Here is a 13,791-nt window from a genome sequence, read left to right on the forward strand (position 1 = left end):
AGGGGCCCCCCCTGCGACCCCACCGCACATCCATTTATAGATAGAGGAGTACCACCCATGAAAATCCCTGCCAAAGGTTTTACGCATGGCGGAAAATTCCATGCGGACGATGTTTTTTCCACCGCGTTGCTGCAAATTCTCCGCCCGGATATTCAGGTCACCCGCGGCTTTGTCGTGCCCGATGACTTCGACGGCATCGTCTACGACGTCGGCGGCGGTATGTTCGACCACCACTCCGAACCGCGGGAGTGCCGTCCCAACGGCGTGCCCTACGCGGCCTTCGGCCTGCTGTGGCGGGTGGTGGGCGCCCAGCTCGTGGGCGAGCACCAGGCCCGCCTGCTGGACGAAAACTTCATCCAGCCGCTTGACTTAAACGATAACACCGGCGAGCAAAACTCCCTGGCTGACGCGATCGGCAGCTTCAACCCGCTGTGGGACTCGAAGGACGACCCCGACGAGTGCTTCTGGCGCGCTGTGCCGGTGGCAAAGCAGATCCTCGAAAATGAGATCGCCGCCGCCAACGCCGTGAACCGCGCCGACGATACCGTCCGCAGAGCCTACGCCAATATGCGCGACGGCATCGTCGTACTGCCTGCCTATATGCCGTGGAAAAACGGTCTGTACAAGACCGATGCAATTTTTGTCGTCTACCCCAGCCAGCGCGGCGGGTACAGCGCCCAGTGCGTCAACGACCACCGCACCAAGCGCAGCAAGCAGCCGTTCCCGGTGGCCTGGGCCGGTAAGCCGGAGGAACAGCTGCGCCAGATCAGCGGCCTGGGCCTGAGGTTCTGCCACCCCAGCCGTTTCCTGATTACCGCCGACGACAAGGCAACGGCCATTGAGGCCTGCCGCCGCACACTGCGGGCCGCCGGAAAGAAGGTAAGCGAATGAGCGCAGAGGGATCCGAAATCTACGGACCGGCCCCCAGCACCGCCGCCGACCGCGAACCGACCCCGGCACCCGCCTGGGTCTACCTGCTGCGCTGCCCGGACGGCAGCCTGTACGGCGGCTGGACCAATGATTTGGCTCACCGCCTGAAAGCCCACCGCAGCGGCAAGGGCGGGGCCAAGTACACCAAAAGCCATGGCCGCGACGCCGTGCGCCTGGCCTACGCCGAAAAATGCGCCGACAAAAGTGCGGCCCTGAAGCGTGAAGCAGCGCTGAAAAAACTGCCGAAGGCCGAGAAAGAGGCCCTGGCCGAAAAGTGGGCCGCCGACAACAAAATTACCCTGCGCATGGCGACGCCCGACGATGCCGCCGCCGTCTGCGCACTGTACAACTGGTACGTGCGCCACGGCGTGCAGACCTTCCAGTACACGCCCTCCACGGTGGAGGAATACCGCGAAAACATTGCGCACACGCTGCAAAACGCGCCGTTTCTCCTGGCCGAAAGCGCCGATGGCCGGCTGCAGGGCTTCGCCTGCGCACACCTCTGGCACGAGCGCGAGGCCTACGCCTGGGACGTTGAGACGACGGCCTACTGTGCGCCGGACTGCATCGGCCAGGGCGTGGGCGGGCGGCTCTACCGCGCGTTGATCACCCTGCTGAAAAAGCAGGGGTATTATAACGCCTTTGCGCTCGTAACCGGCAGCAACCGCCAGAGCAACAACTTCCACAAGGCGCTGGGCTTCACCAAAATGGGTATCGAAAAGCGCACCGGGTACAAGTTCGGCCAATGGCTGGATTTGGATTATTGGGTGCTGCCGTTACAGGACGGTGAGGGCGAACCCCAGCCGGTGAGAAAGCAGCTGACCGCAGAAGAAATTGCGGAAGCTTTAAAATAAGATGAAACAAACCGCACCTGCCCTTTTTGACGAAGGCAGGTGCGGCTCTTTTTATACAGGTGTCAAATCGCTCCGTTTTCCCGCAGCCAGGCTTCCAGCTCGGCAGCGGGGCGGTAGCCGACGGAACGGCTGACCTCCCGGCCGTCCTTAAACAGCAGCAGCGCAGGGATGGCGTCGATCTTGCGGGCCATGGCCAGCTTCAGGTTCTCGTCGGTGTTCAGCTTGCCGAATTTCACGGTGGGGTGCGCGGCGGCTACTTCCTCCAGCACAGGGCCCATCATCTTGCAGGGGCCGCACCACTCGGCCCAGAAATCCACCACGACCGGCATGGCGCTCTGCAAAACTTCGGTGTCAAAATTCTGTTCGGTGAGTTTGATAGACATAGATATACCCTTTCTTTTTATGGGGCGGGCCGTCGTGGACGCCGCCCCCCGCAATTATTGTACGGCTTCTTTTAATTTTGCAAGCATGGCATTCAGCCGTTCCTCGGCCTGCGGCCCGCCGAAATTGATCATGTTCCGCAGGGTCAGGCTGTCAAACATCTGGGCCATCGCCTCGGGCGGCATCAGGCCGTCGCCGCCGCCGTTGGCCATGGCCTGGACCTGGGCGTCCAGCATCCCGCGCACGATGGGCGCGGTGCGCGGGTCCGCCAGCAGAATGCCCAGCGGCGTCGTCTCATCCACTGTCAGTGGCAGCAGCTTCGCCCCCGCATAATGCAGCGGCAGCGTGGATCGGATATCCCGGCTGGAATGTCCGATGCGCACCTCATACCGCCCGGGCGCGGCGTACCAATCGTGAATTTCTGCGCTGTATCGGCTTAGATCCCGTGGTGTCAGGGTAAACGTCACAACGCGTTCTTCCCCGGGCTGCAAGTCCACCTTCGCAAACCCGCGCAGGGCCTGGGGCACGCGGCCGCCCGGCACCGGCGTGCCGGTGGCGTCGGCCACATACAACTGCACGACCTCCGCGCCCGACATTGCGCCGCTGTTTTTCACGGTCACGCGCACGGTCACTTCGCCGTCGGCGGCCATCGTGTCACAGCTCAGCTCTGCATTCCGGTAGACGTACCCGGTGTAGCTCAGCCCATGGCCGAAGGGCCAGCGCACCGGCATTTTGCGGGCGTCGTACCAGCGGTAGCCTACATAGACGCCCTCGCGGTAGTCGGCGGTCACGCCGTCGCCGGGATAGTCCAGGTAGCAGGGCGTGTCCTCCAGCCGCATGGGCCAGGTCTCCGGCAGGCGGCCGCAGGGGTTGGCGTCGCCCCACAGCAGGGCATCGGCGGCCTCGCCCACGCCTTCGCCCGCCAGGTACATACACAAAACAGACGATACATCGTCCGCCCAGGGGCATTCCACCGGGGAGCCTGTGTGCAGCACGACCACGGTGTTTTTCTGCACGGCGGCCACGCGGGCAATCAGGTTGTTCTGGCAGTCGGGCAGGCGCATATGGCGGCGGTCCGCGCCCTCGCTCTCAAAGCTGTCGGGCAGGCCCGCAAAAATCACGGCCACATCGGCGGCTTCGGCGGCGGTCACGGCCCGCAAAAACTCAGCCTCGTCCCGTTGGTCGCGGTCTGCGGGGAAGCCCTCGATATAGCTGACGCTGCGGTCGTTCATGATGGCGGCGTCCATCGCGCTGATGGCCGTCGTGTTCACATGGCTGGATCCGCCGCCCTGATAGCGCGGATGGTCGGCAAACGCACCGATGTAGGCCACCTTCTGCCCCTTGTGCAGCGGCAACGCACCCAGGTTGCGCAGCAGCACGGCGCTCTGCTTCGCCAGCTCCACGGCCAGCTTGTGGTCCGCCGCGTGGTCAAACACGGCGGGCAGCTTTGCCAGATCAGCCGCGCGCAGCACAATGTTCAAAATGCGGGCCACGGCTTTGTCTAAAACGCCGATATCCAGCGTGCCGTTCTGCACAGCCTCGATGATTTTGCGGTCGTACACGCCGCCGGACCCGGGCATTTCCAGCTCCAATCCGGCTGCCACGCCCTTGACGCGGTCGTTCACCGCGCCCCAGTCGGACATGACAAAGCCGTCAAAGCCCCAATCGTCCCGCAGAATATCGGTCAGCAGCGGCTTGTTCTCGCTGGCGTAGTCGCCGTTGACGCGGTTGTAGCTGCACATCACGGTCCAGGGCCGGGCCTTTTTTACCGCCGTCTCAAAAGCGGGCAGGTAGATTTCGTGCAGCGTGCGCTCGTCCACACGGCTGTCGGCGGACAGGCGGCGCGTCTCCTGGCTGTTGGCGGCAAAATGCTTGATGGAGGTGCCGACCCCCTCGCTCTGCACGCCCTGGATGAATCCGGCTGCAAGCTCGCCCGCCAGGTAGGGATCCTCGGAGTAATACTCAAAATTGCGGCCGCAGAGAGGGCTGCGCTTGATGTTCACCGCAGGCCCCAGCAGAACCTGCACGCCGCTGGCCCGGGCCTCCCGCCCGAGGGCTGCGCCCATGCGCCGGGTCAGTGCCGGGTCGAAGGATGCTGCCGCCGCGCACCCTGCGGGGAAGCACACGGCCTCGATGGCATCGTTGGGGTCGGTGCTGCCTTCTTTTTGGGTGCGCAGGCCGTGGGGGCCATCGCTGACCTTGATAGCCGGGATGCCCAGCCGCTCCACTGCCTTGGTGTGCCAGAAATCCGCGCCGGAGCACAGCCCGGCCTTTTCTTCCAGCGTCAGGGCGCTGACAAGCTCTTCGACGTTCATGGTGGTTCTCCTTTTATAGTATAGGTGGTTTCCCACATTATAACACGCCGAATGTGCAAAAATAAATAAAAAAGTGTAAAATTATAGTGCCCGTGTCACAAGTAGGAAACAACTGGGGTTTATAATGCACCCAAACGAGGGAGATTTGCCATGAATAACATACTGATTGCCGAGGATGAGCACCTGATCGCGCGGCTCATCGAGATGACACTGACCCGCGCCGGGTACACCTGCACCGTGGCCGAGGATGGCCGCACGGCGGCGGATCTGATCGAGAAAAACAACTTCGATATGGCGCTGCTGGATATCATGCTGCCGGGGCTGGACGGTTACGCCCTGCTGGAAAGCCTGCGGCCCCAGGGCGTGCCGGTCATCTTCATCACGGCGAAAAGCGCGGTGAAGGACCGGGTACTGGGCCTGCGGCTGGGCGCGGATGATTATATCACCAAGCCCTTCGCGGCGGAAGAACTCGTCGCCCGGATGGAATCGGTGCTGCGCCGCACCGGCCGCGGCGGGCGGGAGCTGCGGGCCTATGATGTCGTGCTGGATACGGTGGACCGGGTGGCCAGGCAGAACGGCGAGCCGCTGGACCTGCGGCGGCGGGAGTTTGACCTGCTGGAACTGCTGATGCGCAACCGGGGCGCGGCGCTCTATCGTGATGTGATTTTTGAGCGCGTCTGGGGCGAGCTGCCCGACACCGAGAGCCTGCGCACCGTAGACACCCACATCGCCCGCCTGCGCAAAAAGCTCGGCTGGACAGATAAACAGATTGAGACGGTGTTCAAGATCGGCTACCGACTGCGGAAGGAGTGACAAAGGCCCCTCTTGTCAAAGCGGACTGGGGGATTTCTGTGGCCATGCGGAAGAGTGCGCGTACCCGTGAAGCTGCAAGAATCCCTCCGACCTCGCTAATGCTCGGCCACCGCTCCCCTTCTGGCGTTTTGCGCCACCTCCCCCGACCCGGGGGAGTCTGTCTTTGACAAGGGAGGCTTTTACGACCACAAAAGGAGTACCCTATGCGCTACTACCAAAAACTTGTCTCGCTGCTGGTCCTCGTCCTCGCGGCGTCCTTCGGCGTCGGCGGGTGCGTGCTGCTGTACAGCGATTTTGCCGTGCAGCGCGGCCGCATGGCCACCGCCAACGCAGCGGCCCACGCCCAGACCTGTACCTTGCTGCAAACGGAGATCCTCGACTTGCAGCGCCGCGGCACCACCATGGATGACGCTGCCCTGACCGCCCGCGTCGAGGCCCGGGACACCCCCGCCGCCCTCTGGCGCGGGGATACCCTCATCTGTGCCACTCTGCCGGGGCTGGAAAACTTTTCCCTGGAAAACGCCGCCACCGTCACGGTCCGCACCGAGGAAAGTGTCTATGCCGTCTACGCCAGCGATTTGCAAGGCGGGCTGCGGCTGGTCACGGCCTACGACCTGACCGGTCTGTACCGCGACCGCGATGCCGCCTTAACGCGCTTTTTGCTGCTGGAAGCCGCCGTGCTGGCCGCAGCCGCCGCCGTCACCGCCCTGCTGGCCGCCCGCCTGACCCGCCCGCTGGCCGTGCTGACTGATGCCGGGCAGCAGATCGCCGCCGGGGACTACGCCCGCCGCACCGCCCTGCATACCGGCGACGAGATCGAGACATTGAGCGCGAGCTTTGACAAGATGGCCGACGCCGTGCAGGAGAAAATTGCCGACCTGGAAGCCGACGTGCAGAAGCGGGAGGACTTTGTCGGGGCGTTTACCCACGAGCTGAAAACCCCGATGACCAGCATCATCGGCTACGCGGATATCCTTGCCGCGATGCAGACCGACCCCGATGAACAGCGCGAAGCCGCGGCGGCTATCGCCCACGAGGGGCGGCGGCTTGAATCCCTGAGCCATAAGCTGCTGGCGCTGCTGGGCCTGGCCGAATGCCCGCTGACCCCCGCCGCCGTGCCGCTGGCCGCCCTGTGGCCGCGGCTGCACGCCGCCTGCCCGGGCGTAAACCTGCGCACCCCAGCCGCGCCCGCGCCCACCGTGCAGGGCGACGCGGATCTGCTGTTGGATCTGCTGTGCAACCTGGTCCAGAACGCCGCCAAAGCCAGCAAACCCGGTGCGCCGGTGGTCGTGCTCTGCACAGCCGACGCCGACACCGCTACCCTGACCGTGGCCGACCGGGGCTGCGGCATCCCGCCGGACCAGCTGGCCCGCGTGACCGAGCCGTTTTACATGGTGGATAAATCCCGCGCCCGCCGCCAGGGCGGCAGCGGCCTGGGGCTGGCGCTCTGCCAGCGCATTGCCATCGCCCACGACGGCACGCTGAAAATCGAGAGTGAACCGGGCAAGGGCACGCGGGTCAGCGTGACCCTGCCCCTGTGGAAAAAGGAGGCAGACGCATGAGCCTGTGGAGATACCCGCGCACCGCCGCCGCGCTGTGCATAGCCGCCGTGCTGGCCTGCGCCGCCGCGCCCGCCGCATTTTTGGCCGCCAGTGACGCCGCCTACTTTGGCCGCGTGGAGACGGTAGCCGACCCTTACCGGGCCCCCACCCCCACGGCGGATGACTATTACATCCTGCGCCAGCTGGCCGCCCGCGGGCAGGACACCACCGCCCGCCAGACCACCCCGCAGCAGGAACAGGATGCCGCCCCGCAGACGCCGAAGGTGTACATCGGCGCATCAGCCAGCATCGAGTCCATGACCTGGGCGGACACTGCCGCCACCACCGCCGCCGAGAACGCACTTTGGCAGCTGGCGGAAAGCAGCGCAGTGCCCCGGTTCTGGGTGGAACAGACCGTGGGCGACACCGTCGATTACGGCAGCTACACCGATGCCAACGGCCAATATTACAACCTGAACAGCGCCTACTGCACCACCGACAGCCTGGGTTTTGTGACGGTGCGCAAATTTGCCCGGGAAAACGATACGCTGTTCACCCGGTACAGCATCACGATGGATGGCCGCACCGGCATGATCGTCGAGGTGTGGTTCTCTCTGCCCGCCGCCGATGCCGCCGAAACACCTCTGCCCGGCGCGGATGCCCTGCGCAGCTTTGCGGCCCAGGCCGGGCTGGAAAGCCTGGGCGACTGGGCCGCCCCCGAAAGCAGCCCCTACGACTGCGCCCTGTACAGCGCTAACGGCGGTGCACTCATCACGGCCTCCACCCACCCCTACACCTACACCGGCTATACCGCCGCCGATGGGGCGGAGCGCTGGTATTACAGTTTGGCCTTGCAGATTGCACCGCAGACGTAGATTAAAAAAGGAGGCCCACATGAAAAACTGCATCTCCATCATCCTGACCGCCGCAATGACCCTGACCCTCACGGCCTGCACCGCTGCCCCCGACCCGGCACCCCTCGCCACCCCCACGCCGGAGCCGACGGCAGCGCCCGCAGCCCCCACGCCCGCCCCCGCTGCTGCCGATTTTTACACCCTGAAAAGCTACGACGGCTCCTTTGATGACGGCACCGCCTACTACGAGTTCGAGCAGCGGCTCGGCTACGCGCTGCTGCTCAAGACCGACTATGCCGCGGCGGTTCAGTCCGTCTGCTGCGCCGTCCCCGGCTGCGGCCACGATACCGACGCCTGCCCGGCTTATTTCCCGGGACGGCCCGGCCGTTATAGGGTGGTCGCGGCGGGGGACACCGTGTATGTCTGGCACATCTCATTTTTCTATGACGACCAGAGCTGGGACGACTACTGGGCGGAAAAACTGGCAAGCGGCGTCAGGGATAGGGAACCCTTTGATACTATGACCGATGCGGAATTTGAAGCCGAGTACCGCGGCATCTGGACCGAGCAGAGCACGCCGCCCTGCCTTTACGCTGTTGACCCCGCCGCAGGCAAGACCCGCACCGACCTGCCGCTGACCTACCGTGACTACACGGTGGATGTCTGCGATGGCAGCACGCTCTACGGTGAGCGGGTGACAATACCGTACAGAACGCAGGTGTCTCCCGGAAGAATCGGGCCAACGCCCGCCTGCCGCATCGACCTTGCCACCGGGCAGGCGGAGACCTTTGTGCTGGAGCCCACCGAGCATTACCTTGCGGGCTTTGACGGCGCACTGCTGACCTGCCGCTATGTGACCGATGCGCCGCTGCCCACCGATGCGGAGCAGTATGCCGCCGCCATCCAGAGCGCTACAGTGGAGATCGACCGCCTTGACCCCCGCACGGGCGCGCGCACCGGCCTGACCGAGCGCCCCTACAGCAATGCCGACTATGAGAATAACGGCTGCTTTATTGGTGTGTACAACGGCAAGGCCTACTTTGAGGAGCGCGAGATCATACCGGGAAGCGGCTTCCGCCGCACGGTCCTGACGGCAGTGGACGCCGAGGGCCGCGCCGAAACCGTCTGGGACCCGTGGCCGCAGGCGGAATGGGTGCTGGGCGATGACGGCGGCCGTTATATCTGGCTGTACAGAGATAATTACAATACAAGCTACGCCGCCCGCGCCCTGCTGGATACTGAGACAGGGCAGATCACGCCGGTGACGCAGGCGCTGCAGACCGGCAGCGGTGCCGTCAGCCTGCGCGGCAAAGCGCACGATGGCCGCTGGCTGGTCGTCATCGGCGCAGACAGCGCCGGCAGGACCACGGCCTACGGCCTGATCGCCGCCGATCAGTTCGCCGCCGGCAGCACGGACTGGCAGCCGGTGGCAATGTGGCAGGGGTAACGTCGCAAAGCTCCTCCGGCGTCGCTCCGCTCGCCACCTCCCCTGTGAGGGGAGGCTCCCCTTCCAGGGGAACTGGCCGAGTTTACGAGGCCTGAGGGGCTTTGCAGCCTTGCCATCACAGCTCACATCAAAAAAAGGAGGTTCCCATGAAAAAACTCATCCCCCTCATCCTCACCGCCGCCCTCACCCTTGCCGCCTGTGCATCTGCCCCGGATGAAACTCCGCTGACTACCCCAACTCCTGCCCCGGAAGCGCCTGAACCCACCTCCACCCCAGCCCCCGCGACCACCGACTTCTACCCACTGGAAAGCTACACTACGGCTTTCAACACCGGCGATGCTTACTACGAGCTTGTCCAATATCCCGGTCATGCCCTGCTGCTGAAAACCGACTACGCCACCGCCGCCCAAACCGTCTGCTGCACCATGCCAAACTGCGCCCACGACAGTGAAGCCTGCCCGGCCTATTTCCCGGGGCGGGCGCGGCGGTACACAGTTTTTACGGCAGGAGATACCCTCTATGTCTACCACACACTGTTCTACCGCAATACCCAAACTTGGGAGAAATACTTTGACGAGTACGGCAAGCCCCAGTTAGAACACCCGGACCAGAGCTTCGAGGGCTTGACCGCCGATGAGATCACGGCGGATTTTTACGGCCGCTGGACCGAGCAGACCACCCCGCCCTGCCTGTACACCGTCCACCCGGGCGGCGGCAAGGTGCGCACCGACCTGCCCGAGGAAGTGCGCGACTACGTGATGGCCTACTGCGACGGCGCGGCGGTGTACGGCGCAGCGTGGAACGATGAAAACGGCACCACCGCCACCGGCTGCCGCATCAGCCTTGCCGACGGTGCGGTACAAACCTTCCCGCTGCTGACGCAGGAGCAGTTTTTGGATGTCTGTGGTGACGCGCTGGTGACGTCGCACATCGTTACAGATGCGCCCCTGCCCACTGACCGGGAGCAGTACCAGGCTGCCATCCAGAGTGCCGAGACGGAGTATGACCTCTATGACCCGAACGACGGTACCCGCACCCGGCTGGCTGCCTACCCTTACGACACGTCGGCTTTGCTGGGCGTGTACGGCGGCAAGGCGTATTTTGAAAAGCGTCAGCCGATACCCTACGCCGCGTATGAGCCTGTGGCCGTGGAGACACTGGACATAGCGACCGGCACGACCGAGACAATATGGACGCCCGAACAGGGGGCACAGGAGCTGCCGCTGGGCGATGCCGAAGGCCACAGCCTGCGAATGAGCGAGAGCAACGTGATTGTCGGCCAGCGCACCAGCCTGCCCGTTGGTTTCCGCGCTGCCGCCGCCGATGGCCGCTGGCTGGTAACGACCGGCAAGGATGAGACGACCAACCGTGAGAACTACGCCCTGGTGGAGCCGGAGCAGTTTATGGCCGGGAGCGCCGAGCAGGAAACCGTGACAATGTGGCAGAGGTAACGTCGCAAAGCCCCTCCGGCGTCGCTCCGCTCGCCACCTCCCCTGTGAGGGGAGGCTCCCCGCGGGCAAAGCCCGCGCAAAAAGGCTCCCCTTCCAGGGAAACTGGCCGAGTTTACGAGGCCTGAGGGGCTTTGCAGTTTTGCCATCACAGCTCACATCAAAAAAAGGAGGTTCCTATGAAAAAACTCATCCCCATCATCCTCGCCACCGCCCTCACCCTTGCCGCCTGTGCATCTGCCCCGGACACAGCGTCCACCCCTCTCGCAAACTCGACCCCGGAACCGACCGCAGCAACTACCCCTGCCCCAACCACAGCCCCCTTCTACCCGGTGGCCAACTCGTACAACAATGGCGACACCTACTATGCCTTTGTCCACCGCGGCGAGGACAGTCTGCTGCTAAAAACCGACTATGCCGCAGCTACGCAAACCGTCAACTGCGCGGTTCCCGGCTGTGCCCATGACAGCGACGCCTGCCCCGCCTATTTCACAGACGACCCCGGTCGCAACTTGGTCATCACGGACGACCCGCTGCGCGTCTGCCATGTCGAGGACAGAGGCTGCCCCGTGCAAATCTACACCGTCGACCCCGCCGCGGGCAAGACCATGCAGGAAATCAATGGGGTGGGCAACTGCGATATTGCCTACTGCGATGGCACGGCGCTGTACGGCATAGACAAGACGGTGCTGCCGAGTGAGGCAACGCCTGCCTGCCGCATCGACCTTGCCAGTGGGCAGCTTGACAGGTTTACCATGCTGCCGTCGGAATTGATGCTGGGCTGCTATGACGACGGCCTGCTGACGGTCCATTACGTGACCGACGCGCCGCTGCCCAAAAACGGCGAAGAGTATGCCGCCGCCGTCCAGAGCGCGACGCTTGAATTTGACTGCTGGGACCCGCGCACAGGCACACGCACCAAGCTGGCCGAGCGCCTCTACAACCCCACAGACGCGCGGTTCAGCGGCTATGATGGCACGGCAAACGGCAAGCTTTACTTTGTGGATTATCTCCCGCAGAGCGATGGCACCGATATCAAACTGAGCCTGACTGTCGTTGACCCAGCCATGGGCACAGAGGAAAAAATGTGGGATACGTGGCCGGATGAGCACTTCGGGCTGTCCATAGGGCAAAGAATACTGCCCGTGCACGGCGACCAGAGTACGCGGTGGCTTGGAATGTGCTACTCAAACAGCGGAACAAACCGCGAAATCCCCTATTTTATGGATTTGGAAACGGGCGAGATTAAAGAGGTAACGCAAAAACGAGAGGGCCTGTCCTATGACAGAAGAGTCACCGTTTTGGCCCAAACCAACGATGGCCGCTGGCTTATCGAGACTGCGGCCGACGAGCAGCGAAGCTGTCTCGGCATGGCACTGATCACCCCGGAGCAGCTGCTGGCGGGCAGCACTGACTGGCAGGAAATAACAATGTGGCAGGGCTGATGCAATACGACCAGCCGTATGCCCTTGTATAATTATGCGCGAAAACGCTGATTTGTCCACCTGTTAAACACACAGGCCCGCCAACAGCGAACAAAATTTTGAAAAGTAAGCAAAAACTCTTGAAAAATTTCTTTTGTGGTGGTAACATGAAGGCGGTGTTTGAATTTATATAAAGGAGTGTCTTTTTATGGCAATTCAGAATGCTTACCTGCAGGGTGTATATGAGGGCCTTGCAAAGCGCAACCCCGAGCAGAAGGAGTTTTTGCAGGCGGTCGAGGAAGTCCTCGAGAGCCTCGAGCCCGTTGTCGCCGCTCATCCTGAGTATGAGAAGGCCGGCCTGATCGAGCGCATGGTCGAGCCTGAGCGCATCATCATGTTCCGTGTGCCTTGGGTGGACGATGCCGGTAAGGTGCAGGTCAACCGCGGCTACCGCGTCCAGTTCAACTCCGCCATCGGCCCCTACAAGGGCGGCCTGCGGTTCCACCCCTCTGTCAACCTGTCTATCCTGAAGTTCCTCGGCTTTGAGCAGTGCTTCAAGAACAGCCTGACCGGCCTGCCCATGGGCGGCGGCAAGGGCGGCGCTGACTTTGACCCCCACGGCAAGTCTGACGCCGAGGTCATGCGCTTCTGCCAGAGCTTTATGACCGAGCTGTACCGCCACATCGGCCCGGATACCGATGTGCCCGCCGGTGACATCGGCGTTGGCGGCCGTGAGGTCGGCTATCTGTTCGGCCAGTACAAGCGCCTGCAGAATGAGTACACCGGCGTGCTGACCGGCAAGGGCATCCCCTTCGGCGGCTCTCTCGCCCGTACCGAGGCCACCGGCTACGGCCTGTGCTACTTTGCCAAGGAGATGCTGGCTGACGCCGGCAAGAGCTTCGAGGGCCAGCGCGTGGTCATCTCCGGCTCCGGCAATGTGGCCACCTACGCCAACCAGAAGGCCACCCAGTTGGGCGGCAAGGTCATCGCCATGTCCGACTCCAACGGCTACATCGTCGACGAGAATGGCATCGACTACAAGGTCATCAAGGAGATCAAAGAGGTCAAGCGTGCCCGCATCAAGACCTACCTGGACTATGTCCCCACCGCTAAGTACGTCGAGGGCAGCCAGGGCATCTGGACGGTTCCCTGCGATATCGCCCTGCCCTGCGCCACCCAGAACGAGCTGCGCCTGGACGGTGCCAAGGCTCTGGTTGCCAATGGCTGCTACTGCGTAGCCGAGGGTGCCAACATGCCTTCCACCCCTGATGCCATCGCTTACCTGCAGCAGAACGGCATCCTGTTTGCCCCGGCTAAGGCATCCAACGCTGGCGGCGTTGCTACCTCCGGCCTGGAAATGAGCCAGAACAGCCTGCGCCTGTCCTGGACTTTCGAGGAAGTCGATGAGCGTCTGCACAACATCATGGTCAACATCTACAAGACTGCCGCCACCACCGCCGAGAAGTACGGCATGAAGGGCAACCTGGTTGCCGGTGCCAACATCGCCGGTTTCGAGAAGATCGCCTCTGCCATGATGAGCCAGGGCATTGTCTGATTGGATTTGAGCAGTCAGCCATAAAAAGGCACAAACTTTTTTCGTAAAACCTATTGACACACACGCCGTGCTGTGGTATTATAATCAGGCACCGCAAAACAGCGTGTGTGTCATATATCGCGGAGTAGAGCAGATGGTAGCTCGTCGGGCTCATAACCCGGAGGTCGCAGGTTCAAGTCCTGTCTCCGCAACCAACAAAAGCTCGTTGAAACGACAAGTTTCAACGAGC

General features: G+C 63.0%; 11 protein-coding genes and 1 tRNA gene. 10 read left to right on the forward strand and 2 right to left on the reverse strand.

The annotated features are described in order from the left end of the window. The first annotated feature begins 57 nt into the window (after positions 1-57). Together GPK89_RS09710 and GPK89_RS09715 are read left to right on the forward strand one after the other, a co-directional pair. A complete protein-coding gene (locus tag GPK89_RS09710) occupies positions 58-891 on the forward strand; it encodes an MYG1 family protein (protein ID WP_215692679.1) in 834 nt (277 codons plus the stop codon). After that, complete coding sequence (locus GPK89_RS09715; RefSeq protein ID WP_215692681.1) at positions 888-1,784, forward strand: GNAT family N-acetyltransferase; 897 nt, start codon at positions 888-890, stop codon at positions 1,782-1,784. The genes GPK89_RS09710 and GPK89_RS09715 overlap by 4 nt, the downstream gene beginning before the upstream one ends. Before the next feature lie 62 nt (positions 1,785-1,846). Here the strand turns inward: GPK89_RS09715 and trxA are convergent, their stop codons facing one another. Beyond that, positions 1,847-2,167 (reverse strand): thioredoxin, encoded by a 321-nt coding sequence (trxA, locus tag GPK89_RS09720; protein WP_215692683.1) that lies wholly within the window; start codon positions 2,165-2,167, stop codon positions 1,847-1,849. A 54-nt stretch (positions 2,168-2,221) separates the two neighbouring features. Further along, a complete protein-coding gene (locus GPK89_RS09725) occupies positions 2,222-4,480 on the reverse strand; it encodes a glycoside hydrolase family 3 C-terminal domain-containing protein (protein ID WP_215692685.1) in 2,259 nt (752 codons plus the stop codon). Positions 4,481-4,630: 150 nt separating this feature from the next. Between GPK89_RS09725 and GPK89_RS09730 the strand changes: the two genes are divergently transcribed. The 8 genes from GPK89_RS09730 to GPK89_RS09765 all read left to right on the forward strand — a co-directional run bounded on the left by GPK89_RS09730 (position 4,631) and on the right by GPK89_RS09765 (position 13,756). Beyond that, entirely contained in the window at positions 4,631-5,293 is a 663-nt protein-coding gene (locus tag GPK89_RS09730) for a response regulator transcription factor (protein WP_215692687.1), read from the forward strand. Positions 5,294-5,496: 203 nt separating this feature from the next. Continuing rightward, positions 5,497-6,855, forward strand: coding sequence for a sensor histidine kinase (locus GPK89_RS09735; protein ID WP_215692689.1), 1,359 nt, complete (start codon positions 5,497-5,499; stop codon positions 6,853-6,855). Continuing rightward, the gene (locus GPK89_RS09740; RefSeq protein ID WP_215692691.1) at positions 6,852-7,709 is read left to right on the forward strand and encodes a hypothetical protein; all 858 of its coding nucleotides are present in this window, start codon (positions 6,852-6,854) and stop codon (positions 7,707-7,709) included. Before GPK89_RS09735 ends, GPK89_RS09740 begins: the two co-directional genes overlap by 4 nt. A 19-nt stretch (positions 7,710-7,728) precedes the next feature. Beyond that, a complete protein-coding gene (locus GPK89_RS09745; protein ID WP_215692693.1) occupies positions 7,729-9,135 on the forward strand; it encodes a hypothetical protein in 1,407 nt (468 codons plus the stop codon). 146 nt (positions 9,136-9,281) lie between these two features. Next, positions 9,282-10,586, forward strand: coding sequence for a hypothetical protein (locus GPK89_RS09750; RefSeq protein ID WP_215692695.1), 1,305 nt, complete (start codon positions 9,282-9,284; stop codon positions 10,584-10,586). Positions 10,587-10,762: 176 nt separating this feature from the next. Continuing rightward, positions 10,763-12,028, forward strand: coding sequence for a hypothetical protein (locus tag GPK89_RS09755; RefSeq protein WP_215692697.1), 1,266 nt, complete (start codon positions 10,763-10,765; stop codon positions 12,026-12,028). Positions 12,029-12,215: 187 nt separating this feature from the next. Beyond that, complete coding sequence (gdhA, locus tag GPK89_RS09760) at positions 12,216-13,562, forward strand: NADP-specific glutamate dehydrogenase (RefSeq protein ID WP_215692699.1); 1,347 nt, start codon at positions 12,216-12,218, stop codon at positions 13,560-13,562. Positions 13,563-13,680: 118 nt separating this feature from the next. Then, positions 13,681-13,756 (forward strand) — tRNA-Met (locus GPK89_RS09765). Positions 13,757-13,791 lie beyond the last annotated feature (35 nt).

Origin of the sequence: Gemmiger formicilis (assembly GCF_018784445.1) — a bacterium.
GTDB lineage: Bacteria > Bacillota > Clostridia > Oscillospirales > Ruminococcaceae > Gemmiger.